The 25,555-nt window shown below is 39.4% G+C and carries 24 protein-coding genes; 8 read left to right on the top strand and 16 right to left on the bottom strand.

The features are described 5' to 3' along the window. Positions 1–32: 32 nt before the first annotated feature. The 3 genes from U0033_RS29905 to U0033_RS29915 all read left to right on the top strand — a co-directional run bounded on the left by U0033_RS29905 (position 33) and on the right by U0033_RS29915 (position 1,885). Positions 33–296: an antibiotic biosynthesis monooxygenase family protein gene (locus U0033_RS29905; protein ID WP_218164033.1), complete on the top strand. Its 264-nt coding sequence runs from the start codon at positions 33–35 to the stop codon at positions 294–296. Next, positions 281–574, top strand: coding sequence for a globin domain-containing protein (locus U0033_RS29910; RefSeq protein ID WP_218164034.1), 294 nt, complete (start codon positions 281–283; stop codon positions 572–574). Before U0033_RS29905 ends, U0033_RS29910 begins: the two co-directional genes overlap by 16 nt. A gap of 573 nt (positions 575–1,147) precedes the next feature. Further along, entirely contained in the window at positions 1,148–1,885 is a 738-nt protein-coding gene (locus tag U0033_RS29915) for an acyl-CoA desaturase (RefSeq protein ID WP_072362232.1), read from the top strand. A 332-nt stretch (positions 1,886–2,217) separates the two neighbouring features. Here the strand turns inward: U0033_RS29915 and U0033_RS29920 are convergent, their stop codons facing one another. From U0033_RS29920 to U0033_RS29960, 9 genes are all read right to left on the bottom strand, one after another. Next, positions 2,218–2,520 (bottom strand): hypothetical protein, encoded by a 303-nt coding sequence (locus tag U0033_RS29920; protein WP_072362234.1) that lies wholly within the window; start codon positions 2,518–2,520, stop codon positions 2,218–2,220. Positions 2,521–2,609: 89 nt separating this feature from the next. Next, positions 2,610–2,744 carry a hypothetical protein gene (locus tag U0033_RS29925; RefSeq protein WP_262487765.1) on the bottom strand — a complete coding sequence of 45 codons (135 nt, stop codon included), beginning with the start codon at positions 2,742–2,744 and terminating at the stop codon, positions 2,610–2,612. Between the two features lie 192 nt (positions 2,745–2,936). Continuing rightward, on the bottom strand, positions 2,937–3,218 hold the full coding sequence (locus U0033_RS29930) for an RNA recognition motif domain-containing protein (protein WP_072362237.1): 282 nt from the start codon (positions 3,216–3,218) through the stop codon (positions 2,937–2,939). Between the two features lie 453 nt (positions 3,219–3,671). Next, entirely contained in the window at positions 3,672–3,839 is a 168-nt protein-coding gene (locus U0033_RS29935) for a hypothetical protein (RefSeq protein ID WP_177318617.1), read from the bottom strand. Between the two features lie 379 nt (positions 3,840–4,218). Beyond that, a complete protein-coding gene (locus U0033_RS29940; protein ID WP_072362238.1) occupies positions 4,219–5,457 on the bottom strand; it encodes a TlpA family protein disulfide reductase in 1,239 nt (412 codons plus the stop codon). A gap of 280 nt (positions 5,458–5,737) precedes the next feature. Further along, the gene (locus U0033_RS29945; RefSeq protein ID WP_083571566.1) at positions 5,738–7,159 is read right to left on the bottom strand and encodes a RagB/SusD family nutrient uptake outer membrane protein; all 1,422 of its coding nucleotides are present in this window, start codon (positions 7,157–7,159) and stop codon (positions 5,738–5,740) included. Positions 7,160–7,170: 11 nt separating this feature from the next. Then, on the bottom strand, positions 7,171–8,187 hold the full coding sequence (locus tag U0033_RS29950) for a SusC/RagA family TonB-linked outer membrane protein (RefSeq protein ID WP_143150746.1): 1,017 nt from the start codon (positions 8,185–8,187) through the stop codon (positions 7,171–7,173). Between the two features lie 150 nt (positions 8,188–8,337). Then, entirely contained in the window at positions 8,338–9,240 is a 903-nt protein-coding gene (locus U0033_RS29955) for an aromatic alcohol reductase (RefSeq protein WP_072362242.1), read from the bottom strand. Positions 9,241–9,324: 84 nt separating this feature from the next. Further along, complete coding sequence (locus U0033_RS29960; RefSeq protein WP_083571567.1) at positions 9,325–10,311, bottom strand: helix-turn-helix domain-containing protein; 987 nt, start codon at positions 10,309–10,311, stop codon at positions 9,325–9,327. A gap of 28 nt (positions 10,312–10,339) precedes the next feature. Here U0033_RS29960 and U0033_RS29965 point away from each other — a divergent pair, with 28 nt between their 5' ends. Next, entirely contained in the window at positions 10,340–10,966 is a 627-nt protein-coding gene (locus U0033_RS29965; protein ID WP_218164035.1) for a transposase, read from the top strand. Between the two features lie 548 nt (positions 10,967–11,514). Here U0033_RS29965 and U0033_RS29970 read toward each other — a convergent pair. From U0033_RS29970 to U0033_RS29990, 5 genes are all read right to left on the bottom strand, one after another. Beyond that, a complete protein-coding gene (locus tag U0033_RS29970) occupies positions 11,515–13,062 on the bottom strand; it encodes an IS5 family transposase (RefSeq protein ID WP_322518427.1) in 1,548 nt (515 codons plus the stop codon). Between the two features lie 97 nt (positions 13,063–13,159). Beyond that, positions 13,160–14,083 (bottom strand): IS3 family transposase, encoded by a 924-nt coding sequence (locus U0033_RS29975; RefSeq protein WP_322518604.1) that lies wholly within the window; start codon positions 14,081–14,083, stop codon positions 13,160–13,162. After that, entirely contained in the window at positions 14,067–14,393 is a 327-nt protein-coding gene (locus tag U0033_RS29980; RefSeq protein WP_072366377.1) for a transposase, read from the bottom strand. Before U0033_RS29980 ends, U0033_RS29975 begins: the two co-directional genes overlap by 17 nt. Before the next feature lie 341 nt (positions 14,394–14,734). Next, positions 14,735–15,556 (bottom strand): DUF4249 family protein, encoded by an 822-nt coding sequence (locus U0033_RS29985; RefSeq protein ID WP_072366722.1) that lies wholly within the window; start codon positions 15,554–15,556, stop codon positions 14,735–14,737. A gap of 31 nt (positions 15,557–15,587) precedes the next feature. Then, positions 15,588–17,963 (bottom strand): TonB-dependent receptor, encoded by a 2,376-nt coding sequence (locus U0033_RS29990; RefSeq protein WP_072366724.1) that lies wholly within the window; start codon positions 17,961–17,963, stop codon positions 15,588–15,590. Positions 17,964–18,359: 396 nt separating this feature from the next. On the opposite strand from U0033_RS29990, the gene U0033_RS29995 reads away from it, so the two are divergent. Both U0033_RS29995 and U0033_RS30000 read left to right on the top strand, forming a co-directional pair. Next, entirely contained in the window at positions 18,360–19,406 is a 1,047-nt protein-coding gene (locus U0033_RS29995) for a sensor histidine kinase (RefSeq protein ID WP_083571937.1), read from the top strand. A 1-nt stretch (position 19,407) separates the two neighbouring features. Further along, entirely contained in the window at positions 19,408–20,130 is a 723-nt protein-coding gene (locus U0033_RS30000; RefSeq protein WP_072366726.1) for a LytR/AlgR family response regulator transcription factor, read from the top strand. A gap of 299 nt (positions 20,131–20,429) precedes the next feature. Here U0033_RS30000 and U0033_RS30005 read toward each other — a convergent pair. After that, positions 20,430–21,562 (bottom strand): IS630 family transposase gene (locus U0033_RS30005; protein ID WP_322518603.1). Its coding sequence is split into 2 segments (ribosomal slippage): positions 20,430–21,139 and positions 21,139–21,562, totalling 1,134 coding nucleotides; the frame shifts between segments, so codons are not numbered across the junction. A 456-nt stretch (positions 21,563–22,018) separates the two neighbouring features. On the opposite strand from U0033_RS30005, the gene istA reads away from it, so the two are divergent. Both istA and istB read left to right on the top strand, forming a co-directional pair. Beyond that, a complete protein-coding gene (gene istA, locus U0033_RS30015; protein WP_322518490.1) occupies positions 22,019–23,569 on the top strand; it encodes an IS21 family transposase in 1,551 nt (516 codons plus the stop codon). A gap of 67 nt (positions 23,570–23,636) precedes the next feature. Beyond that, positions 23,637–24,392, top strand: a complete 756-nt coding sequence (gene istB, locus U0033_RS30020; RefSeq protein WP_072365684.1) for an IS21-like element helper ATPase IstB — start codon at positions 23,637–23,639, stop codon at positions 24,390–24,392. Between the two features lie 5 nt (positions 24,393–24,397). Here the strand turns inward: istB and U0033_RS30025 are convergent. Beyond that, positions 24,398–25,452 (bottom strand): IS630 family transposase gene (locus U0033_RS30025; protein ID WP_407654235.1). Its coding sequence is split into 2 segments (ribosomal slippage): positions 24,398–25,029 and positions 25,029–25,452, totalling 1,056 coding nucleotides; the frame shifts between segments, so codons are not numbered across the junction. Between the last annotated feature and the right edge of the window lie 103 nt (positions 25,453–25,555).

Consider the following 25,555-nt stretch of genomic DNA (forward strand, 5'->3'; position numbering starts at 1 on the left):
TCAATAATGCTTAATTGGGGAGATCCGGGAGAGTGAATTTTGAGAAGGCTTATATCCAGGCTGGTACTTATTTGCAGGCTTCAGAATATTGTCTTGGTTACGAGGTGATTCATGGCAGCGAAGAACCGAATCATTACATTGTCATTATCTATTGGACATCTGAGCAGGATCATTTAAATGGGTTCAGGAAAAGTACCGATTTCAGGGCCTTTTTTAACCTGGTCAAACCATTTTATAATTACCTTGAAGAAATGAAGCATTATAAACTTACGAATAATAAATGGACGAGGAAATAATAAACATTCCCACATTGTACGATTGGGCTGGAGGCATGCCTGCATTTGAAAAGCTGATGACAGTTTTTTACCAGAAGGTATTGCATGATGAGCTGCTGGCTCCGGTTTTTAAGCACATGTCAGCTGATCATCAGTTACATGTGGCGCACTTTATTGCAGAAGTATTTGGCGGCCCTAAGATGTATAGTGGTGAGGGCGGTTCTCATTTTAAAATGATTCAAAACATCTGGGTAAACATCTTACAGAAACGCATAGAAAGCGTTGGGTTGAATTATTGATTGTAAGTGCAGATGAGATGAGTTTTCCGGATGATCCTGAGTTTCGCTCGGCTTTTGTAGCTTATATAGAGTGGGGTACGCGGATAGCAGTGATAAATTCGCAGAATGAGGAAAATGATGAAGATAAAGATATTCCTATGCCTAAGTGGGGGTGGGGAGAGGTTAAAGGTCCGTACATTCCATGACTAGATTTAGGTGATTTTTAAACAATAATTTTGCCACTATTCTTTTGGTATCTATTCATACCTGGAATTGTTTACCCGAAAATCATAAGAACATTATTGGGATTGATACTTAAAAAGCTATTAACCGGGGTGATATTTATCCATGAACAAGTGTGGAAGATGCGGAGAATTATTTTCGTTTGTTCGTTACAGATAAGGAAGATGGATTAAGAGCGATAATCCGGCATAAAAGGAAGTTTGCAGGTATGTAAGCTGCTCAATAATGCTTTGGCATTTCCTTAACATAAGGTATCGTATCTTCACTGCATCACTTTACAGCGCTTGCGTATAATATTTCCATCTATCATAAGCATATTTGAGATTTATCCCTGGCCTTATAAATCTTTATATGGTTATTCTTATTTTTTTCATTTCCATTTGGTATTTATCGTTGTTTTCCCAGACTTTTTTTCAGCATAGGTATGCGGCGCATGGCGCTTTTACTATGAATAAGAGTTGGGAAAAGTTTTTCTTTATCGTAACGTATGTAACGCAGGGTTCATCCTATATGAGTCCAAAGGCATATGGTATAATGCACAGACTGCACCATGCTCATACTGATACACCACTTGATCCTCACTCGCCGTCAAACTCGTCCAATATATTCACTATGATGTGGCATACAAGGACTGTATATCAGCATATTCTTCATCAAAAAATGGAGGTGGATGAACGATATAGTAAAAACCTTCCTGTGTGGGATGGTTTTGACCGGTTTGCAAATGGCGCGTTTTCAAGACTTTTATGGGTTGGGCTTTATATCTTGTTTTTTGTAGTATTTGCGACAAGTCCGTGGCAGTATTTATTATTGCCCATTATTATATCAACGGGTGCATTCCATGGGGCAATTGTCAACTGGTTTGCGCACAAGTATGGTTATATTAATTTTAAATTGAAGAACACGTCTATGAATTTATTGTTTGTGGACGTACTGATGTTAGGAGAATCTTATCATAATAATCACCATAAGCACCCGGCTTCTATAAATTTTGGTCGTCGTTGGTTTGAGATTGATCCGGTATATTATATAATCCGTTTTCTATTGTATTTGAATGTTATTAAGAGCGTGAATAGTAGCAGTGTATAAGTTGAATCTAAGGGTCATTTAGGTCGTGGGGAGAGTCGCTTAAGGGGGATTAAAGATCGTTAAGATCTCGGGGAATGGGAATGGATTTTAAGAGAATTAAAGGACGTTAAGTGTGTAGCTTGAGGGTATAAGTTGTTATCCGGGGATCGTTAAGGTCTTGGGCGGCGGGAGTGGATCTTAAGGGAAATTAAAGAGCGTTAATGTATTAGGCAGTGGGGCTTAGGGGTATAAGTTATATCAAGGGATCATTAAGATCGCAGGCTGTAAGGAAGTATAACTTATAGTCAGTCTATAGGGCTGGGATGATAGGTGCTTTAATCTTCATTAAAGCATTAGGCGTATCGTACCATTTGTGAAAACTCCTGCAGATGCAGCTGGATCATATATAACATTCTTTTTTGAAACCAGTCGGGTGTTGGAATATTCCTGTTGTTGGAGATATATTCGAGTGCTTTGCTATCCAGTCTTTGTTTGAGCCTGTCCATATATTTTCTTACCCACAGTTGGACTGTATTCTCATCTTTTAGTCTATCCACGTTTTTAATCGAAATGAGGAATTCATTATATACTGAGTTGACAGCGACTAATGCAGTTTCATCAAAATTAAACAGAAGGATTTCAATGTTATTACGCATAGACTGGATTTTATGTGTAAGGAATTTATTCGTGGAATAGGGGATCAATAGGAGATGCTATCTGGTTGGGGAGGTTCGTCAGTTATTCTTTATTCCAGTTCCCATAATGGAACATTGTTGATGGCGCTATAAAACCTGATGTTTTCTTCGTTCATTTCAAGACGAAACAAACTTTCATTTGCTATTTGCTTATATGCCTGCATGAAAAAAATGCCATCCAGCATATGTATTTCAATTGGGATATTAGCCCGACGGTCAATAATAAGAGATTTATTCAAAAATCTGAACTTGTATTGTTCCGTTTTATCATAATAAGTTCGACTATATAGTCTTGTATATATATCGTTTACTGTCATAATTGAAGGAGATATTAATTACGGGAAAGGAAGTTGTCCTGTTCCCGTAAATATTTATAGTTACCAGCGGTTATTGTAAGATGACCTGGCTGGTTTATCTTCTCTTGGTTTTGCTTTATTAGCTGAAATGGTTTTTCCATCAATTAAAGAACCATCCAATTCCTTTATCGCTTTTTCAGCCTCAGTATCATCTGGAATGGTAACAAAGCCAAATCCTCTGCTACGGTTTGTGAATTTGTCCATAATGATATTCGCTGAGGTTACTGTTCCGTATTTGGAAAAATGATTCTTCAAGTCCTCGTTAGTAATAAAAGGACTCAGGTTGGACACATATATATCCATTGTGATAAATTTTATGTTTAGAAAAATATTTGAATGAGGTAACGCCGAGGTAAAAAAGAAGGCTTTTAAGGAAACTAGCTTACAATGCCGGAAACTCAAACTTTGTACTGAGTAAAGGTATGGTATATATATTCCCCTACCTAATTTATTTATGCCTGATTTTTATTGATTGGTAAATATTTAGGTGCTTAGAAGTATAGATGCTTTTTTATTCTTATGTTTAATATGGGCATTATTGAGGCAGCAGGTGGTGTTTGCGGTTACCTATGAAGCGAATTTCGAGGCACTGTTCTTCATGTATTACGAAGGTTAATAGGGCTGTCCAGAGCGAATCTTAGTGCCATAAAACAAGATAAGGCCGGAGATATCTCCGACTTTATTGCCAGGCACCTGGTAGTGCTAAGTTTATTCTTTGTTTAATGAATAGTTAGGGTGCTTTTGAACCCGGTTTTCCTAATATTTATGCTGACCGGGTGCATAAGGTTTTGCTGACTTTGCTCCGGTTGCTTTTTTCATTTGACCAGGAGGCACTTTGCCGCTGTTACCAGCGGTTCTTGTGGTGTAGCAGGAGGAGAATGAGATAACGGCACACAATGTCAGTATTAAGTTGAAAGTTCTCATGAGGTTGGTTTATTGGAATTCGTACTAAATGTGTGCCAGTTTGAGTTTTTAGGAGTGTACAATGCAGGAAGGGCGGAGATGGTTTCTTTATTTGTTGGGATAATTCGGTAGATGGAGGATGTTTTGCTGGCTTAGAACGGGAGTTGAGTTAGCGTACAGGCAATTTCCTGTTGTTCAATATCTTTTCCAGGGTTTATTAGCAGCTGGTCTATAAGCAAATTCTCCTGGTAACTATGAACAGGGCCGAAAGGTTTTGAAAATTGCTAAATCAGTCGTTCTTCCAGCATAAACTTCCAGGTGATGAAGCCTTTCTGTTCATTGCTATAATCATGAACAATATACAGGGAGGGCTATTATACACCCTTCCCTGTGTAGTGAATTAAACTGCTTTCTTAGCCGCTTCAATCATCAGTGATAATCTCTCTACAGCCGCGTCATCCCCTTCATCAAATCCGATTACACGATAGCGTATGGTCCCGTTCCTGTCAATGATAATCTTATTTGGAATGCCTTTAACCCCGTACCTGTCAGGTATATTTGTATCGGTACCCATCAATACATGAAAAGGATATTCATGGTCTGACAGGAACTTGCTAATCTGTTCATGAACATTCTTTGTCTTTTCCATGCAGTCTATGAACAGGAATACGACATCCTGGTCCTGCACATACCTGTTAATGGCCTTCTTCATAGCCGGAAAAGAGCGTTTACATGGTCCGCACCAGGTAGCCCAGAAATCGAGTATGACGATTTTTCCCTTTAGCTTATCCAGGGAAACGGTATCTCCTTCCAATCCCTGTAACGTGAATAATGGTGCCTTTTCATTCAGCATTTCCAGTTGCGTGTCCTTTACAAGCTTTGCCTTCATGACGGAATCGATGCGCTGTACATATTCATTATAGCCATCCTGCGTGCCTTTTGCCTGGGTATATGCCTCTTTTAAGCTGGCCTTCATCATGTCATCCCCCTGCCCATCTTTCAACAATGTGGCCAGGATATCCAGTGCGTCTCCTCCCCGTTTATTAGCCACTAATATCGTTGCATAAAGTTGTTGCAGTTTGACTGATCTTTCAGCCGAGCTGTCATATACCTCTTTTATAATCTTCAGCGATTGTGGATATGATTTGAGTTTGAATAAGAATTCAGCATAGTTCATGAGTACGGAAATTTCATAACCTTTATACATACCCCGGTTTGCCGTCACTGTCAACATCCTTTTAATTCCCTTATCCATCATTGCCCTTGCTGTAAGGGTATCTCCCTGCTCCAACAGCCATTCTGCCGACTGTATTTCAGTATTACTAAGGGTTAAAGTATCCTTAATAACAGACAACCAGTTGTTCAGGGCTATTGTATCCTTTTCTTTCAGGTACGCTGACGCGATATGTGCTCTTGTCCTGTTATGCAGATCAGAAGAAAGCTCATTTTCAGGAAAACGTTTGGCAGTCTGCTGATAAGCTGTTACGAGATCCTGTGCTTTCACATCCTTGCGTAGGATCGTGCTAAATGCTACCGTCATTGCAGCTTCACCACGGGGATATTTTTTAGCCGCTACCATAAATATAGAATCACTCTGTACCGGCAACCCCATATAATAGCATACGTTGGCTGCAGCCATTAAACTTGCTTCATCTCAATGGCGCACAAATTGCTTCACCTCCGCCAAAATGGCCTGCTTCCTCTTGGGGTTCTCCAATGTTGAAAGTTCCATACACCTGGCTATAAAAAGGCTATCGGCCTTTTTTACCTGTGACTTTGCCGTTACTGTTAGTAAAATTAATCCCAGTGTTAATCCTGTTAAATATCTCATTGCAATTGGTTTAAAGACATGAAAAAATTGAACTTCCGCCCCGCCAGGGCTGGAAGTTCTTAGGTTGGTATAGGATATGTAAAACAGATCAGGGATTATTGATCAATCCCGGGCTTTGTTGCATAATTTTAGCAGGGAATTGTAAAACAAATCTTTCCGGTCTGAGGGTGAAAGTAGACGATGTGCCATCAGCGTTATATAATGTATGGCTATAGGTAATACTACTAAATAGTGGGTCAACCGACAACCTTCTCATATCAAACCACCTGTAACCCATCACTGCAAACTCCCTGTTACGCTCATCGAGGATAAATTTTAACAGGTTGATCTTTTCGGCAGTAATACTATCAGGAACCAGTGCATCGGTAGCATTCATTCTTTTGGAACGCAACAGTTCCACATCTGCTTTGGCTGCTTCCTGGTTACCAAGTCTGCATGCACACTCTGCCCGCAACAGGTAGAGATCAGGTACCACTACACCGAACTGGAACGCAGAGAAACTTTTCTTTCTTAACACGCCTGGAATTGGATAATCGACATTACCAGCAGTCTTGCTTGTATAAAATTTCAGCCGGAAATCTGCCGTTCCATATAATGCTGCAGTGGCAGGACTTAACACCAGCTCATTACTGGTAAATGACCAAAAGCTGGTCGATTGTTTTACCAGCAGTTGCTCTATGTTTTCAGTCATAGCAGGAACTCTGCCGGATGCATATACACCTCCCGCGGCGGTTTCTTTCGCAAGATCATATAAGCCTACCGAAATTTTTGAATCGCTCATATCGCTGATAGCTGTATTCAGCCAGGTCATCCCTTTTCCGTAGTCTCCCATGAACACGTACACCTTTCCCAATATGCCGGCTGCGGCTGCCCTGGACATATGTAAACGGGAAGTGGTCCGTGCAGGCAGATCAGGGATAGCAGCCGTCAGATCTTCGATAATAAAATCGTACATCTCTTTTACTGTGGATCTGACAAATTTTGTTTGTGATATATCAGCTTCCCTGATGATCGGAAATCCGGGGTCAGTTGTAGCAGCAGCATTATATGGAAGTCCGAAGTAATTAATAAGCAAAAAATTGCTCCAGGCCCTTCCTGCCCTGGCTTCCGCTTTCAGCGAAGCTTTCTGGCTGAGGGTACCGTCAGTGGCCTTGTCGATCTCGTTGATGATCTTATTGAACTCATAGATACTTCTCATCGTCTGGGTAAATTCAGGTGCATCTTCATTATTTTGATAGATCACATCATTCCAGCGGAAAAGCCGTTGTGTGCGGTAATTGGCTTGCGAGAAATAGGGTTCTACAGCAACCAGTTCATCACCCATGGGCACCTGTGTATTGCTGTTGATATATACTACGTAAAGGTTGTTCAGCAGCAGATCATAATCACTGACAGACTGCGCGATCAAAGAGCCTTTGGGTTTTACCTCCAGGAACTGATTGGAGCACGCGGTGAGTAAGTTGGAGATGATGACCAATACTGCTAAAGATTTATATATACTGAATTTCATGATACACGTTTTTAGAATTTTGCATTAATGCCAACAGTAAAAGCTTTCTGGCCTACAGGCATAGTTTGCAGACCATTGTTAGCATCCTGGAATTCAGGATCTATACCATATTTATTGGCTTTCCATAGCATAATATTGGAAACCTGTGTACGCAACTGAATCTGGCTGGCATGCAACTTCTTCAGTATAAAAGCCGGGAGAGAATAACTCAGGGAAATATCTCTCAGCTTTGCATATGCAGCGCTGATGACATTGACATCTCCATAGATATAGTAATTGACGTCGCGGCGGCTATAGCTGGTATAGGTATCTGAGACATATCCCGGAATATTCGTGCGTTGTTCATCGCCGGGCTGCTTCCAGCGGTTGGCAAACTCCTGGTGGAAATTGCCGGTTAACACACCATGTAAAGGATTGCCGGTAAACAGCTGGTTCACCTCTCTTCTCATCACATGGCCCAGGCTGAAGACAGCGTTGGCACTCAGGGTCCATGATCTGAAGGTGAATACATTGGTAAGGCCACCATTGATCACGGGCTGGGTGGTGCCTTTATACGGTATGTCATCAGTAGCTGCCGTATACGAAGTTTTGGTAGTGGTACCATCCTTCAGTCCTATCCGGGGATCTCCTTCTTCATCCAGCCCCATATATTTATAAGCGAATACGCTATATGCGGCGTAACCTTTTACATAAGACTGATATATGCGTACATCTCCCAGGGTGGTATTGATAGCAGAAGTCACATTGGTCAGTTTATTTTTATTGTAGGATGCATTCAGCAGGGTAGTCCAGCTAAATTGTTTTCCTTTGATATTAGCGGTTGTCAATGTCAACTCTATACCTTTATTTTCCAGGCTTCCAACGTTGCCCGTTACACTGGTATAACCGGTCAGTGCGCTCACAGGCATATATCCCAGCAGGTTATCCGTAGACTTTTTATATACATCAATATTAGAGTTGGTAAGCAGGCCCATCGCGGGCTCAGAAGAAGACAAAAAAGGAAGGTCGGAGATTTCCGACCTTTCCACTAGTGTGCCCTGTAGCAATAAGCTCTCGAACCAAATAAATTTGATTAATAAAAATTTATGTTGAGTTCGACGAGGATGTTGCAAATATTCATTATTGGGAGAAAAATCAGCTGGAACGATTTATACGGGCAGGTAAAATGAGGGGAAGTATTACTGCTGCTCCAGTATGTTTTCTTTAGCCCATTGCTCAATGCCCTTTGTTAAAATCCCATTTTGAGCATTGAATGTAGTTGACATCGGCCAGGTGACGCCTGGTTGGGTGAACACCAAACGATAGCGGTTAAAGATATTGTCAGGTTCTTTTTCCAGATTTTCTTTTAGTACTGGAATGCTCAAGAGAACACGGTGAAATTTAGTATTATACAATGTATCCATCTTGTCTGCTATTTCTTCAAATGTAACGGTGTCACCAGCTACAAAAACAACCTGATCTAATAGCTCAGGTGTTCGAAATAAGATCGCCACAGTCAATGCTCCAATATCTTCACAGGAAGTCAGCGTGAGAGAATGTTTCCAGTCACCCAGCGCGCTAACGATTTTATTTTTAAGATTAATTACACCAAAATCTTCTCTGAATAGAAAACTTGTAATCATGCCGGTAGATACTATAATCCAGTGTGTACTGTTTTGTGAACGTAGTAAATGACGAACATCTAATTGTTCATCGAATACCGGTTGAGCACTCCCTTTTCCTATTTTATCATAGTCGACCCCAAATTGCCAGGGAATGTATCTTCTTACTCCTGCTTCCAGCACCGCTTCAGTAATTTTTACCTGCATACCTGCACCTATTGAAAAACCGCTGCAACAAATTACTGAATCATAATTTCGAAATATATCGGCCAGAGATGTGCGACTATCGGCTACTAAATCAGCGGTTTCAATTTTAATATTTTTATACTTTTCATTTTGACTTATTTCGTCCATTCCAATTCTTGATCTTTGTATTAAAACTCCAATTTTAAAGGCGTGAGTTTGCTGAAAGGTCAATAAACTATTCAGCATTGCTAATCCCACTTCTCCGGTTCCAATAACTAAAAATGATTTTTCCATTTGTATTAATTTAGACTGGAGCAAAGCTAGACTGAACAAACTGTTTGATTGGTGCAAAATAACGTCGAAAAGGTGCAAAAAACACTATTTGCCTCTATAGGTTAAGGGTGTCATACTGGTATTTTTCTTATAGAAATTAAGAAAATGAGAGGTTTCCTGAAAATTTAGGCTCCAGGCAATTTCTTTCATAGAATAAGATGAATATCGAAGCATAATGTTTGCTTCTGATATAACTCGTTCATGAATGAGTTCTTGTGTTGTTTTGCCAGTAGTTCTCTTCAAAATTAAATTTAATTTATCACCAGTTACATTCAATAAATCTGCAAAATAGGAAGGCGATTTTCCCCGTAACTGATTAGACGGACTTATATCAGAAAATTCAGATGTTAATAGGGCTAAGAAGCGGTCGCTCATGCTATTTTCAGCTATATTGCCAGAATATGTATTCATCTCCAGCTTCTGGACATAATGAATAATATCTAAAATCCTATTTAAGACCAATTGCTCTTTGAAAGGATAAAGAGAATGGTATTCATTTTCTATTTCGTTAACAATTTTATGAATGTCCTGGTATTCATTATTGTTCAATTTTTTTACGTGGATGTCATATCCGCTAAAAACCGGCCAGTTATAATAAGATAATCGGTTAATTCCTCGTAAAAAACTCTCGGAGAAAACACAGTATTCCCCATAAAATTCAGGGTCATGCGTTGAAAAACTACACCTTGTCATGGAGTTGATAAACACTATATTCGTACCAGTAACCTGAAATATATGATCATTTGAGCCATAGGTTGCTTCTCCTGTAATGAGGGCTATTTTGTAAAGAGGTTTTCGCTGAAGCTTTTTACAGGAATTGGGATCTTTCTTCAGATCCTGCCATTTTAGGATATCAAAATGTCCCAGAAAATCGCTTGTTTCTAAAACTTTGTTATCAACATATTTGTCGTAAAATGTTTGGATTTTTATGTTTTGCATACTGAAGGTTACACTTTTTAAGGATAAAAAGGAAGTTCCAGGAATTAAGGATTTTTGTTTTGGCAAATAAAAACGAATAATTCTGGGACTCATAGACGAAGGTAAGGTACGAGATTGGATTTTGCCACATTTAAGCAAAGGCAAAAGAGGCTTTAAGGCCAAGATAGATTTAGTAAAAGTGGTTCTGTTGATTTTAAAGCGAATGAAAACAGGCTGCCAGTGGCGAGAGTTGTGTATTTGCGAATATTTTGATAAAGGAACGACCTCGTGGCAAAATATTCACAGGTATTTTTTAAAATGGAGTGAAGACGGTTCATTCAAGATGGCTTGGATCAATCTTTTATCTTGTAATAAGAAACTGCTGGCTCTGTCAAGCGCCCAGTTAGATGGTAGCCATATACCTGTCAAACGTGGCGGCCAGGCGGTAGGTTATCAAGGCAGAAAAGCTTCAAAGACCAGTAATAGTTTGTTCTTATGTGACAACAGAGGTCAGATGCTGACCGTATCAGTGGCGCAAAGTGGAGAGCATAATGACTTATACGATATAGTGGAGCTCTTTAAAGAAATGATCGGGGTTCTGGAACAATCCGATATCAATTGCAATGGAATATTTGTAAATGCCGATCCGGGATTTGACAGTGAAGATTTAAAACAAGTATGCATTGACTACGAGATTGAATTAAATGTAAAACCCAACTTGCGAAATCAAAAGAAGCAAAGTGATGAATACCGATATTTTGATGATTAACTTTACAAAAGACGAACAAAAATTGAACATGCCAATGCCTGGATGCTTTTAAAGCATTGCTTGTCAGGTATGAAAAACTTGTTGAAACATGGATGGCATTGCAATGGCTGGCTATTATAACCCTCTTTTGTAGAAAGTTGAAAGTATAAACAACTTCACTTATTCAAAGTTACACATTGTAGTGTTACAGAAATTATAACTTAATTGAATCTTATCCCAGTAAGAAATCCTGGATATTATCAGGGGAGATCACAAAAGTCTTTAAAATTATTCTTTCCATAAATACCGAACGCATTTAAGGCATATACAGATAGAGACGGTGCGTATTGAGTAAAATTGTCAAGTTTAACTTTCCTAAAATGTTGCGCTCTCAACTCCTTTCTTATACTGGTATTTACATCTTTCAAAGCAGCGCTTGCAAGGCCAACAACGCCATATTATATACTCCCCATTTATTAGACAGCAATAGGTGAATTATTAATTAGGGTCTGCTGAATAAGTTCCCGATCTGTTATTTTTCATTTTTACACCGAATCGATTTACCCTTCTTAATGTCTCAGATACCGGGATATAAATTGTGTATCGGATCTATTCCCCATTGTGGTCAAATAGCCCTCCTTTACCAGCCAGTAATAGATCTGCAGTACTGACAACAAAGAACCTGCTGCCAGTTTAAGCAGATTCATAACAAAGTATATAGACATCACCCAACTCTCAGCTGTATCCTTGAGGCGGGCCTTGATTTTGCCCAGTCCATATGCATTTTTCCCCTGTCCAAACTTCCCTTCGATCGCATTTCGTTCCGGCATCTCCTTTTGCAATAATCGCTTTTGCTCCTTACTATTTGATGAGGGCCGACCCAATGGCTTGCCCACATAACGGATCCCTTTTCCACTCATGAATCGTCTGTTTTCACGTGTGCCGAACAACTGATCTCCCAATACACGCTCTGGATAGCACCCAAACAAGCGTTTATATGTTTCAAGGCTTTCGGTCAACAATGAACCTTCATTGTAATTATCCCAGCTCAGTTTTTCTATATGGGTGTAGCCATCTTTCAACATCACCAGTTGTTTGCTGCCAAACTCAGTTGATACACGGTCTTTACCTCTCGGTATTGGACGTACATGCGGTTGATAGATACTTACAATCCGATCCGATATTTTATGCTCTCTATTCTTATACATCTCTGCCTGCTGACGATACATTTCCTGGATCACCCGTATTAACCTCCAGTCTTTCATTTTCAGCACCCCCTTGAAATTAGCTTCTGATTCTATCAGCCAGTTGATGTACTTTAAATCTCGTTTAACATATTGTAATTGCTGTCGGATACCTCTGCGTATATCTCGTTTGCTTTTGTTCTTTTTTTTGGCAATGTTCAAATATTGCTTCCTCGCTATTCTCCGATACATGCGCGGCATCACCAGTTCTGCTACCTGACATCCCCGCTCTATCATCCTTTCCAATTGACGGCGACCCTCATTTAATAATTTGATATCTGTTGGATATTCGATCTGTTGCTCTGACACTGTCGCATCTAACATGACTGTTCCTGATAGCCCATCAGATGACTTTCCTTTTACGCTCTCTGTATGCTCATTCAAGACATTGTTATTACTCTTTCCACCATTCCCATCCTGATCATCCTCACTGCGGGTATCCGCTGTTTTCTCTTCATTCGCTTTGATTAGTCCGGCTTCCTGCAAAATAATCTCATTCAATCTGGACATCACATCTATGCCTAATCTTTTTCTAATACTGACCATCAATGATGCATCAAAGGGAGCCTCCTGTTGAAAACTGCTTAAGCCTACAAAATATTGCAGATATATATTTTCCGTGATCTGCTCTACTACCTCCCGATCATCTATGTTAAGTATATGTTTGATGATCACTGCACCTATTACCATCCGGGCACTCAATGTTGGAGCACCGAAATCTGCCCGCATTTTTTTATAATACACGTCCGCCAGTTTGTCCCACGGAATCTTTGCAGCTAGTATAACCCATCGGTTTGTAGTGGATAATTGCTGCGAAAAAGGAGTTGAAAATCCTTCTAAGGTTAACTGTTTTGCAGGAGTGTAACGTATCATTGCTGCATGATTTTGAAGATGAATCTTTCAATATACAAACACTTCTACAGCAAAAAACAAGCCACATCATATTGATTAACAATGTTTTATTACTATATCAGCAGACCCTAATTAAAGAATCAAATCTATTACTACTATTATAAACTTTCTCTTTTTTTGGTTCTTTTTTTCTCTTTGTTGATATCTGTGGATATGTGGATAACTTATCAGCTGCTCCATAAATCTCAGCAGGAGTCTTATATTCCAGGCCTTGATGTTTTCGTTCCCAGTTGTAGAATTCCACATACCTGTGAATTCCCTTGTATAAATCCAATGTACTATCATAAGCATTGAGATAGATATTCTCATACTTGATGCTACGCCAAAATCTTTCGATTGCGATATTGTCAGTGGCTCGTCCTACTCCATCCATGCTTAGGCGAATTTCAGCACCTAATACAGCTGTTGTAAAGTCTTCACTGGTAAACTGGCTGCCCTGATCCGTATTTAAGATCTCTGGTGCTCCATAAATAGAAATGGCCTTTTCAAGCGCTTCCAGACAAAATTCCACTGTCATGGTATTGCTGAGTGTCCAGGATAACAGATAGCGGCTATTCCAGTCTATAATCGCACACAGGTACATAAAACCCTTCGGCATTGGAATATAAGTTATATCCATACTCCAAACCATATTATTCCGGTCTATTTTCAGGTTCCGAAGCAGGTATGGATATGTTTTGTGCCACTTACATGCCTCACTTGTATTAGGGGCGGGATATATGGCCGAAATATCCATTTTCCGCATCAATCGCCTTATCCGCTTCACATTAACATGTAGCTCTGGTGTACTCAGATGTTTTGCCATGCGCTCTGCCCCAAAATAGGGATGTTCCAAATGCATACGGTCTATCTGCTCCATCAGCTCCAGGTTTAATTTGCTTTCTCCTTTGGGCTCATGGTAATGGCTGCTACGAGATACTTCCAGCAATTGACACTGACGTACAATACTGAGCTCATTGTCCTCCTTATTTACTAAAGCCATCTTTCCAGTTCTTCCCAAATGCCTGCTCAGATTTTTTTTTCAACCAGTCGACCTCTACCTTGAGTTGACCGATTTGCTTATATAGTTCGTCTTTTTCTTCCTGATGATCTGAGGCATCGCTACCTGCCTTCTTTCCCTGGTCAAACACATCCTCTGACCCTGATAGCAGTTGCTTCTTCCACTCTGTTATCTGAGTAGGATGTATATCATACTTCTCGGCCAGCTCTGCTAAGGTCAGCTGTTCCTTTAAGGCCTCGATAGCTACTTTCGCTTTAAACGCTGCATTGAACTTTCTTCTTCCCTTGTTCATATTGTAAATTTAAGATGTTTTTCCACTTAAACTTACTGTCCGTTTTTAGGGGAGTATTATAATATCCGATCAAAACAATTGGAATGATGAGCGATCTGTAATTGAATCGGATGTCGCCTATGTGATCTGTTGAGTCAATTGAAGCGTTCTGTCCATTAACCCTTAAGACGGAAAAGAATAGGGAAAGGACAATTATTATCTTACTCATTTTTTACCCAATTGCACATAGCATACTATGTCGCTAAGCATTATGATATTGCTGAACTTGTTCTAATTATTGAGTGAGCGAAGTTTCGATCGGGTAGATGCCCTGTGACCGTTACTCCGCTCACTAAACCTGGTTATTTGATCGTATAGCTTTTAGTAGCTACTTCTGCCAGCCTGAAGTATCCAAAAGCGTAATTTTTGCTATTGGTCTGATTGATAATATTTCCGCGAACGGCACTTGGTATAGTAGGGAAAGGATTACCATCATTACCCGAAGCCACTATCAATTTGAACATGTAGTTATAATAGTTTTTCGAAATCCCGTACAGTTTAATGTCTACCCGGTCCCCTGTCTTTAATTTTTCATGCGAATACGATTCCTGATTTAAATTACCGTTGGTGTGTTCATCGTCTTCAACTTCCAGTTCGGGAAACACTGAATGAGGCTGGTTAATGCTGTTCAGATAAGAATTCTTCTGATTGGCATCATCCTGATAGTAAAATGTTATCTCGATCTCATCACCGGCCTCGCCTCCCTTGTTATTCTGATCAATGTTATCCTCGATCTTAGAAACTGGGGTAAAGGTTTCTGAGGCGGTGTAGGTTTCTCCGTTCAAAACGATCTTTAAGTTATAGGTCTGGCCGATAACAGGAATAAAATTGCTGCAAATGTATTGCCCTGTTCCGGGCGTTTCTACAAAGTTAAAAACAGTATTTGTCGTGTTGGTTACCGTAATCACTGCTCCCGAAACACTCGGGAATTCGGAGTTGTAATAACCAGCTGTTGTCGACAATACGATCTTCTGTTCATTGCCGGTGGTACTTTTCACCCAGTCAATAGAGGCATCCACAACCAGTCTTGGCGCTGCTGTTTTAAGATCCGCAGTAATAACCTTTTCGCATCCTGTTACAAGCAATGATACAAATGGTACGAGCATTATTTTAAGTAGTTTCATGGTGTATCGTTTTTAAAGTTGGATGGTTGTTTTAAAGTTTCACGTTGTAGGTTACGCTTGGAACAATGCCGAAAATGGATATTCTTCTTGTCTCGTTTCTTCCGGTTTCTTCGTTCTGTCTGAAAGAGTAGGATGCCGCGTTGTTCCTGTTGTAAAGATTGTAGATGCTGAAATTCCACTCTCCCTGCCACCCTTTTTTCTTATTGGGCTTAGGTGTGTAGGTCGCAGAGACATCTAAACGGTGGTAAGCAGATAAAGAATTCTCATTTCTTGCGCCGTAACTCGCAACAGTAACACTCTGGTATAAATATTTTCCATTGGGGAATGTCGCTGCTTTTCCGGTTTGGAAAGTGAGAATAGCTCCAAAAGACCATTTCGGACTTACTGAATAAGCGCCTGTAACAGATAGATTATGCAATTTGTCATAATTCGCCCTGTACCATTCTCCGTTGTTGATACCCGGTTCATCTGCATTTCTGCCCGGTGTTCTTTGTTGCGCTTTAGAAAGTGTATAGGAAACCCAGCCGGTCAGCTTACCTGTATTTTTTTTCAACATCAGTTCCAGGCCATAAGCCCTTGCTTCGCCATTCAAAAGCACTCTTTCTATAGCATCGATCCCTAACAGATCTGCGCCGTCGATATAATCTGCTTTATTCTTTATTTTTTTATAGAATGTTTCAGCTTCCAGAGAATACTTGTCGTCTTTGAAATTGTGGAAGTAGCCCAGTGCTACCTGGTCTAGAATTTCTGGTTTAAGGTATTTGTCAGAAGGGGCCCATATATCAAGTGGGCTTGCAGATGCGGTATTGGAGATCAAGTGAACATACTGGCTCATTCTATTGTAGCTCGCCTTTATAGAATTATCATTGTTTAGCGAGTAGGCAATGGCGACCCTTGGTTCCAGGTTGCCGAAGCTGGCTATTTTTTTATTTTTTTTATAGTTGATCGTTCCGGTTGGATCAGCCTCTTCATAAATATGAAATTCCTTATTGTAAATGACCGGCTGATCATTGGCATAGGTGTAGACTTCCTGCGCGCCTACTCTTTGAAAGTTGCTGTAACGGAGTCCATAATTCACGGATAATTTATCGCTGAGGCGTTGGTCGGCACTAATATATGCTGCATTTTCATAAGCGTACTTTTTGGCTAACTGGTCCGGATTGATCGCTGAACTCACTCCATACGGCTTGATCGTTCCGGGATTGAAATCGTGATAAATTGAGTTAATACCGTAGTTTAAAGTGAGGTTATTCGAAACATAATGTTTGAAATCATATTTGAAATTATAATTTTTTACCTCTGCTTTCCAGTCCATACCGATGGTCTTGATCTTGATCTGGTAGTCATAGTCACTGTAAATTGCAGATGCATTGGCAAATATTTTATTGGAGAATATATGGTTCCATCTGAGATTGAAAAGTCTGTTACCATAGGTGTTGATAAAACTGTTATTGAAATTCAGGTTGTCAGTGCCAAAGTATCCTGAAACAAATACGTTGTTCTTATCATTGAATTTGTAATTGAACTTGGTGTTCAGATCGTAGAAATAGGCTGAATTGGGTTCATTGGCCATTTTTAAAAAAAGATGGGCATACGATCCTCTTCCCGCGACAACAAAAGAGCTTTTACCCTTAGCGATGGGACCCTCAACAAGCAATCGGCTGGAAACTAATCCGATCCCGCCGTTAACATGGAACTCCTGGTTGTTTCCTTCTTTTTGATAAATATCCAGTACCGATGATATACGTCCTCCGAAATTAGCGGGTATACCGCCCTTGTATAGTTTCAGGTCTTTGATCACATCAGCGTTGAAGACAGAAAAGAAACCGAATAGATGCGAGGTATTATAAACAACGGCTTCATCAAGCAATACCAGGTTTCCATCAACAGATCCTCCTCTTACGTTAAATCCCGTCGCACCTTCCTGGGCATTGGTTACCCCGGGAAGCTGTAAGATCGATTTCAGGACATCTACCTCTCCCAAAACGGCCGGCATCTTTTTGATCGTGGCGATGGATAGTTTATTGGTACTCATTTCAGGTTTGCGGATGTTCACTTGCGGCGTATTGGTTTTAATTAAAACTTCATCCAGCGTCTTACTGTTTTCCGTCATTCCGAAGTTCCGTTTTGTGTTTTCGGTCAGCGTGATCTTTTCCTCCTGGCGATCATAACCCACATGGCTTATGATAATGGTGTAAGTTCCTTTAGGCAATGTTGTGGAATAAAATCCGTAGGAATTGGTCATAATACCTACTTTCGCTTCCGGAATGTAAATGCTTACGCCGATGAGTGTTTCGGTATTGGACTTGTTAGTGATCGTGCCGCTGAGGGTGACTTTTTCCTGCGAATAGGCATGGAATACCGAGGCAAAAACGAATACCAGCATGGATAGGATTCTGCTTTTCATTTATAAGAGTTTAGAATTAAATGCTATATTTTCGGCTAAACTATATTTTTACAGAACCCGCAATTTTTATATATACGAAACGTATTTCTTTATATAGAAAAGCAGCTTTTACGTATAGTAAAATAAATACGACTTGAGATTTCAGCAAAGAAGCGATACAGAAGGTCCTCCATGGTAATAGAATACTTCAGGTCGTGTTGCAGCAAGTCTAAAGGTCAGGGAAACAGCCGGCCCGATATATCCACACGCAAGGGATGATGGGCTGTAAGTCATTATTCAAACCCTAAAGGCAGTATACCTCCTGTAAACCTTACTTTCGTATATTATTAAGGCGCTTTCGTATAGTAAGTTTTTTTATTTCTGCGGTATCACTTGATTTGCTCTAAATTTCGCCTTATGTATAAACCTTTACATAAAAAAACAATGGATGCCAATTGGATGCTTCAGTTAGTTATTTTGGAAAAATACCGGTTTCAAAGGCATCTGTCGCTGATTGCCTTTTGCATTTTGGTTTTGTATTATAGCCCGGCAGACTATGTAGAACCTTTCGAGACCTACAATCGACTGGTTATTTTTTTCGAGATAATTCTGTTAGCCTACGGTAACATGTATTTTTTCGTTCCTAAATTCTTGTTTAGAAACAAATACCTGAGCTATGGCCTCTTCTTGCTTTCAGGCATGGTCCTTTCGTATTACGTTCACGAAGTTTTTGCTGATTCGTTTGAACGAGATCTATTACCTAACGAGGATGATAACATTAATTTTTTTACCTTTTCCTTTATGACATTAGTGCTTATTGTAGCATCAGCCGCAGTTAAGTTTTTTCAGCGGTGGATATCTGATACGCGACTGATCCATGATCTGGAACTGGCAAATGCCAATAGTGAACTGGAGCAGCTCAAGAATCAAATCAATCCACACTTTCTTTTTAATATGCTTAATAATGCTAACGTGTTAATCGAAGATGATCCTAAAAAAGCTTCTCAGGTTTTGGTGAAACTAAGTGACCTCCTTCGTTATCAGCTTTATGACAGCTCTAGAGAAAAGGTTCTACTCACTTCAGAGATCCATTTCTTAGAAGACTTTCTGAACCTGGAAAAGGTCAGACGGGATAATTTCAATTTTTTAATATCAAAGGAAGGCGAATTAAGCGGTGTTCAGGTTCCTCCCTTATTATTTATTTCATTTGTCGAAAATGCTGTAAAGCATAATAACGACTCTGCGAAATTATCCTACTTGAATTTGTATTTTGATGTATGCCATGATGAGCTTTTTTTCAAATGCGTAAACTCGAAACCAGCGTTGAAAGCAGTAAATAAATCAGGAGGATTAGGTCTGGCCAATATTAAACGACGACTAGAACTGCTGTTCCCATCTTTACATGATTTGATAATAGAAGACAATTCGGAAACGTACTGCGTCACCTTAACTTTAAAACTATAAAATGAACTGCATAATAGTAGATGACGAGCCATTAGCAAGAAAGGCGATCCAAAAACTGGTTCATCAGACAGAAAATCTGGAAGTTATCGCATCATTTAACGGAGCAGAAGCTACTAAGGATTTTTTGGCAACAAATGCCGTCGACCTGGTGTTTCTGGACATTCAAATGCCGGGAGTGAATGGGATCGAATTTGCCAGAACCATTCCCAAAAACACCTTAGTGGTATTTACCACAGCTTATCATGAATTTGCTGCTGAGAGCTATGAGGTCGATGCTATTGACTACCTGATCAAACCTGTAAAACTGGAGCGCTTTCAAAAGGCGGTCGAAAAAGCAAACACGTATTGTAAATTATTCCGTACTGATCATACCAACAGCAATATAGAAAACATAACCACTGATTATATTTTTGTAAGATCAGAACGCAGAATATTCAAAATACATTTCAGCGATATACTTTATATTGAAGGCTTAAAAGATTATGTGATCGTTTACTTAGAGAATCAAAAAGTGATCACGCTTATGAATATTAAAACTATTCATGAATTGCTTCCAAAAAATTTTTTTGTCAGGGTCAGTAAATCTTACATCATTAATGTAGACAACATAGATTCTGTAGATAACAATACAGTTTACATAGGGAAGAACGAAATTCCGATCGGTAATATTTACCGGGATTACTTCTTTAGTGAATTTGTAACCAGAAAAATTTTAAGTAAGTGATAAATTTATAAAGAAGTATGTCGATGGGAAAGATAATAAGCATGCTGTATGGAATCCCTTATTTCTTATAGGAAAGATTATCACCTGATATTCCGTAATTATTACAGTATGGGGCTGTGGGGAGCGGGGAGGCAACGAATCGCTTTACCCCGGATCAATTGTGTATGGTGATCTATGTAAGCCAGCAATTACAAATGTTTTATTACGATGACTTAATCATAGAATTTGAACATTTCATTGAGGAATATTTAGACGCAATGATAAGATTACTTTTTTTATAATTATGCACTAGTGTTAGGTTAATTATTAATTGACGGATACAATCTTTTTAACTTCACTCTTGCTTCTTTGTTTGTGAATTGCCAGTTTATTTGGCTGTTCTTATTGTTTCGATGAATTTGCCATTCAGTGACCTCTTCTTTTACCTTCTCGATTGTAGATATATGCCTGTTCAGGCACTGTCCATTCAATACGTGCAATTCTATTTCGGCCATATTTAACCAGCTTCCATGTTTTGGGGTATAGATGAATTCAAATCTGTCACACAGCCTTTTTGCTTCTTTGGGTTCAAAGGTCTCATAAAATGCAGCACCCGTGTGCGTTTTTAAATTATCCATCACCAGGGTTATCTTTTTCGCTTTGGGATATTTCTTATCTGCGATTTCTTTAATAAACATTGCCCAATCCTTTCTGGCTTTGAATGCAGTTACCTCCACAAAACGCTTCCCTTTCAATGGTTCATTTGCTATAAATATATTTACCATGCCATGTCTAACGTACTTGTAATCTACTCTTCTTTCCTGACCAGGCTTCATGGCAACTGATTGTCTCACTTCATCGACTAACTGTTTTGGCGACTCGTCCATGCAAATAACAGGATAATCAGCATTATAAGGCCTTTTATATACATCTAACACATTCTCCATCTTTGCCACAAATTCGCTATTACAATGCGGTGGGATTACCCACCCTTTTGATTTCCAAGGCTTAAGTTCATTTTTTTTAAGACCTTTCTTACTGTTACATGAGAGATCTTTTCTACATACTTTAATTCAACCATCTTGTCTGCCAGGAGCCGTAACGACCATCTAGCAAATCCCTTAGGTGGCTCACTACAGCATAATGTGACTAACTTCGCTTCTATATCTCCATCCACTTTAGACTCGTAAATACGATTTGAAGGCCGTCTTTCTAATACCCCTTCAAAGCCTTCTTCAATAAATTTCTTCTTAACCCGATCTATTGTGCGCATCCCAACTTTCAAAACTTTACTTATTTGCTCGTTGGTCACTTTTTCCGAGTATTTTCCATCATCACAATTTAATAGAATATAAGCCATACGAAAGGTTTGAGAAGTATGTGAACCTTTATTTATTATGCTGTGTAATTCTTCAACTTCACTTTTTGTTAATTTAACGGTATAGCGTATCATCTCCGGAAATATTTCATCGAATATACATTATATTTACGTCATTTGATATTTAACATAACACTAGTGTTAGGTTAATTATTAATTGACGGATACAATCTTTTTAACTTCACTCTTGCTTCTTTGTTTGTGAATTGCCAGTTTATTTGGCTGTTCTTATTGTTTCGATGAATTTGCCATTCAGTGACCTCTTCTTTTACCTTCTCGATTGTAGATATATGCCTGTTCAGGCACTGTCCATTCAACACGTTGTGATCGGTAAATAAGGATGTCCTAAAAATGGCAATTAGTATTGTACAACTATGGTAAATAAGGATGCTCAGTTTCGGTAAATAGCACTGTACATCTTCGGTAAATAAGAATGTACAGTTTTGGTAAATAAGGATGTACAATTGCGAGTATAGGGGTACATGATCAACTTTTAAATTCCCAGTTTTGCTCTACATCAAAGAGGGTAAAATGGATAAAAAGACAATGAGTAATTGGATCATGTATCATGAAATTCATAGATTGGCAAGGGAGGGGCTAAGTAATTTAGCCATAGCAAAGTACGCAGTATGCGATAGACGCACCATAGCCCGGTATTTAGCAATGAGTGAATCGGAGTACGAAGAGTTCCTGATAAAACAGAATAGCCGCCCGAAAGTTCTGGACAAATACGAAGACTTTGTAAAAGGAAGACTGATAGCAGCTCCTGGAGCCAGTGCTGCGCAAATGTTAGACTGGCTTAAAGAACACTATAAGGATCTGCCACGGTTGAATCCCAAGACAGTTTACAACTATGTAATGGGTATCCGGCAGAAGTACAACATTCCGTTAGAAACCATCGAGAGGGAATACTTTGTAGTAGAGGAGTTACCCTATGGTCAACAGGCACAAGCCGACTTTGGAGAGTATTATCTTCGGAACAGTGAGGCAAAAAAGAAGAAAGTGCATTTCTTCACCATGATGTTATCCCGCTCCCGGATGAAATATGTCTACTTCTCATCCATTCCTTTTACAACAGACACCACTATCAATGCCCATGAAGCTGCATTCCAGTATTTTAATGGGATTACAGCTGAATTGGTTTATGACCAGGATAAACTATTGTTGTCTAATGAGCAAATAGGTGATTTGTTGCTTACTTCAAAATTTAAAGCTTATGTACGTGAACAGGCTCTGGGCCTTCATTTTTGCCGAAAAAGTGATCCGGAAAGTAAGGGCAAAATAGAAAATGTCGTGAAATATGTAAAAGGAAACTTCTTATATGGCAGGGTCTATTATGACATAGAAACCCTTCAGCAGCAGGTCTTAGGGTGGTTGACGCGAACCGGAAATGGGGTAGCACATTCCACCACAAGAAAAGTGCCTTTTGCCGAATGGGACATCGAACAGGGTTATTTAAAGCCATGGATGCCGGTAAAAAACAAGCCAGCTTATATTTTACGGTACTTAAGGAAAGATAATACATTTTCGCTTGAGGGTAATTTTTATTCAGTGCCCCAGGGAACCTACAAGAAGGATGTCGAGGTCAAAATCTATCGCAAAGAAAATGAATTGCATGTCTATAGCCAGCAGGACGAGTTTTTGTGTAAACATAGTATCGCAAATAGTAAAGGCAACAAAATCATCAATAGCGATCATAAAAGAGATAAATCTCAAAAGCTGAATGTTTTGATGGAAGAGGTTGCGGCAATGTTTACCGATAGGTCTCTGGCTATCAAATTTTTTGAAATGATCCGGGAACAAAAAGCCAGATATCTGAGAGATCAGTTATTAGCTATCAGGGAGGCCATTCTGGAGCATGATCAAAAAACCTATGATAAGGTATTGGAGAAATGTGTTAGGGAGAAGTATGCCAGTGCTATTGTCTTCAGAGATCTTTTAAAGATGCATGAGCAGGAGAATAAGGAAGAATATGCCCAGACAGGGAAAATTATTCTTTTAGATCCTAATAGCACCAGAAAGGCGGCTATACAGCCAGACAAAAGGGATCTGGGTGATTATGAAAAGATTTTTAACAGTTAAACCGGTGAGGGTAGAGTGAGCATGCATGCTCACTCTACCCTTATTTATATTTAATAATCAAAAGCATATGAAATCAAAAGAAAAGATTAGCGGGCATTGCAGACAACTTAGGCTGGGCGCAATAGGGTCTCAGGTTGAGTCAATAGCAGATAACGCTTCTGCTGAAGGAATTAGTTATCTGGAATTTGCTGAAAAGCTATTGGACATTGAGATCCAACACAGAAATCTAAAAGATATGGAACGTAAAACAAAAGAGGCCCGTCTGCCTATCACCCATAATCTTCAGGAATATGATTGCTCACTGGTAGAAGGAATGCCTGCTTCCCGACTTGAACAACTGAAAGAATTGACCTGGCTGGATCAGAAATTTAATCTAATTGTCCTCGGTCCAAACGGCATCGGGAAATCATTCCTGTCTGCGGGGCTATGCCATCATGCCCTCAAAAATGGCTATAGGGCCTATTTTAGAGCTATGGATGAAATTATGACCATGCTCAGAACAAGAGACATCTCTAAACCCGCCATGGCTGACTATAAACGCCTGCAAAAGGCCCACCTGGTCGTTATCGACGATATCATGATGATCGATATTGCCAGGAATGAAGCGAATGCATTCTTTCATTTTATCAATATGCTCCATGAGAAAACATCCTTCATCATCACTACTAATAAATCGCCAAAAGAGTGGGCTGAAACGATTGGAGATGAAGTTATTACGACAGCTATCCTTGATAGAATTTTATATAGATGTGAAATATTGAAATTGAACGGGGAGAGCTTTAGGTTGAAAAACAGAAAGACAATCTTCTCATCAATCGATTAAATCAGTTAGTTTTGCCTTCCAAAATGTACCCCTATCTGGCAATTTTTATTGTACATCCTTAATTGCCAAAAACTGTACACTGTCCAATACCGACTACACACGTGCAATTCTATTTCGGCCATATTTAACCAGCTTCCATGTTTTGGGGTATAGATGAATTCAAATCTGTCACACAGCCTTTTTGCTTCTTTGGGTTCAAAGGTCTCATAAAATGCAGCACCCGTGTGCGTTTTTAAATTATCCATCACCAGGGTTATCTTTTTCGCTTTGGGATATTTCTTATCTGCGATTTCTTTAATAAACATTGCCCAATCCTTTCTGGCTTTGAATGCAGTTACCTCCACAAAACGCTTCCCTTTCAATGGTTCATTTGCTATAAATATATTTACCATGCCATGTCTAACGTACTCGTAATCTACTCTTCTTTCCTGACCAGGCTTCATGGCAACTGATTGTCTCGTTTCATCGACTAACTGTTTTGGCGACTCGTCCATGCAAATAACAGGATAATCAGCATTATAAGGCCTTTTATATACATCTAACACATTCTCCATCTTTGCCACAAATTCGCTATTACAATGCGGTGGGATTACCCACCCTTTTGATTTCCAGGGCTTAAGTTCATTTTTTTTAAGACCTTTCTTACTGTTACATGAGAGATCTTTTCTACATACTTTAATTCAACCATCTTGTCTGCCAGGAGCCGTAACGACCATCTAGCAAATCCCTTAGGTGGCTCACTACAGCATAATGTGACTAACTTCGCTTCTATATCTCCATCCACTTTAGACTCGTAAATACGATTTGAAGGCCGTCTTTCTAATACCCCTTCAAAGCCTTCTTCAATAAATTTCTTCTTAACCCGATCTATTGTGCGCATCCCAACTTTCAAAACTTTACTTATTTGCTCGTTGGTCACTTTTTCCGAGTATTTTCCATCATCACAATTTAATAGAATATAAGCCATACGAAAGGTTTGAGAAGTATGTGAACCTTTATTTATTATGCTGTGTAATTCTTCAACTTCACTTTTTGTTAATTTAACGGTATAGCGTATCATCTCCGGAAATATTTCATCGAATATACATTATATTTACGTCATTTGATATTTAACATAACACTAGTAGAGGAATTGTCCTCATTGGGAGAGGACGCAATATATC

Source organism: Chitinophaga sancti, assembly GCF_034424315.1.
Lineage (GTDB): Bacteria > Bacteroidota > Bacteroidia > Chitinophagales > Chitinophagaceae > Chitinophaga > Chitinophaga sancti.

What these genes read in the sequence shown, in the direction of transcription:
- U0033_RS29910 (WP_218164034.1), top strand. Translation starts at nt 281, where the DNA reads ATGGACGAGGAAATAATAAACATTCCCACATTGTACGATTGGGCTGGA.
- U0033_RS29915 (WP_072362232.1), top strand. Translation starts at nt 1,148, where the DNA reads ATGGTTATTCTTATTTTTTTCATTTCCATTTGGTATTTATCGTTGTTT.
- U0033_RS29920 (WP_072362234.1), bottom strand. Translation starts at nt 2,520, where the DNA reads ATGCGTAATAACATTGAAATCCTTCTGTTTAATTTTGATGAAACTGCA.
- U0033_RS29925 (WP_262487765.1), bottom strand. Translation starts at nt 2,744, where the DNA reads ATGCTGGATGGCATTTTTTTCATGCAGGCATATAAGCAAATAGCAAAT.
- U0033_RS29930 (WP_072362237.1), bottom strand. Translation starts at nt 3,218, where the DNA reads ATGGATATATATGTGTCCAACCTGAGTCCTTTTATTACTAACGAGGAC.
- U0033_RS29935 (WP_177318617.1), bottom strand. Translation starts at nt 3,839, where the DNA reads ATGAGAACTTTCAACTTAATACTGACATTGTGTGCCGTTATCTCATTC.
- U0033_RS29940 (WP_072362238.1), bottom strand. Translation starts at nt 5,457, where the DNA reads ATGGCTGCAGCCAACGTATGCTATTATATGGGGTTGCCGGTACAGAGT.
- U0033_RS29945 (WP_083571566.1), bottom strand. Translation starts at nt 7,159, where the DNA reads ATGAAATTCAGTATATATAAATCTTTAGCAGTATTGGTCATCATCTCC.
- U0033_RS29955 (WP_072362242.1), bottom strand. Translation starts at nt 9,240, where the DNA reads ATGGAAAAATCATTTTTAGTTATTGGAACCGGAGAAGTGGGATTAGCA.
- U0033_RS29960 (WP_083571567.1), bottom strand. Translation starts at nt 10,311, where the DNA reads ATGAGTCCCAGAATTATTCGTTTTTATTTGCCAAAACAAAAATCCTTA.
- U0033_RS29970 (WP_322518427.1), bottom strand. Translation starts at nt 13,062, where the DNA reads ATGATACGTTACACTCCTGCAAAACAGTTAACCTTAGAAGGATTTTCA.
- U0033_RS29975 (WP_322518604.1), bottom strand. Translation starts at nt 14,083, where the DNA reads ATGGCTTTAGTAAATAAGGAGGACAATGAGCTCAGTATTGTACGTCAG.
- U0033_RS29980 (WP_072366377.1), bottom strand. Translation starts at nt 14,393, where the DNA reads ATGAACAAGGGAAGAAGAAAGTTCAATGCAGCGTTTAAAGCGAAAGTA.
- U0033_RS29985 (WP_072366722.1), bottom strand. Translation starts at nt 15,556, where the DNA reads ATGAAACTACTTAAAATAATGCTCGTACCATTTGTATCATTGCTTGTA.
- U0033_RS29990 (WP_072366724.1), bottom strand. Translation starts at nt 17,963, where the DNA reads ATGAAAAGCAGAATCCTATCCATGCTGGTATTCGTTTTTGCCTCGGTA.
- U0033_RS29995 (WP_083571937.1), top strand. Translation starts at nt 18,360, where the DNA reads ATGTATAAACCTTTACATAAAAAAACAATGGATGCCAATTGGATGCTT.
- U0033_RS30000 (WP_072366726.1), top strand. Translation starts at nt 19,408, where the DNA reads ATGAACTGCATAATAGTAGATGACGAGCCATTAGCAAGAAAGGCGATC.
- istA (WP_322518490.1), top strand. Translation starts at nt 22,019, where the DNA reads ATGGATAAAAAGACAATGAGTAATTGGATCATGTATCATGAAATTCAT.
- istB (WP_072365684.1), top strand. Translation starts at nt 23,637, where the DNA reads ATGAAATCAAAAGAAAAGATTAGCGGGCATTGCAGACAACTTAGGCTG.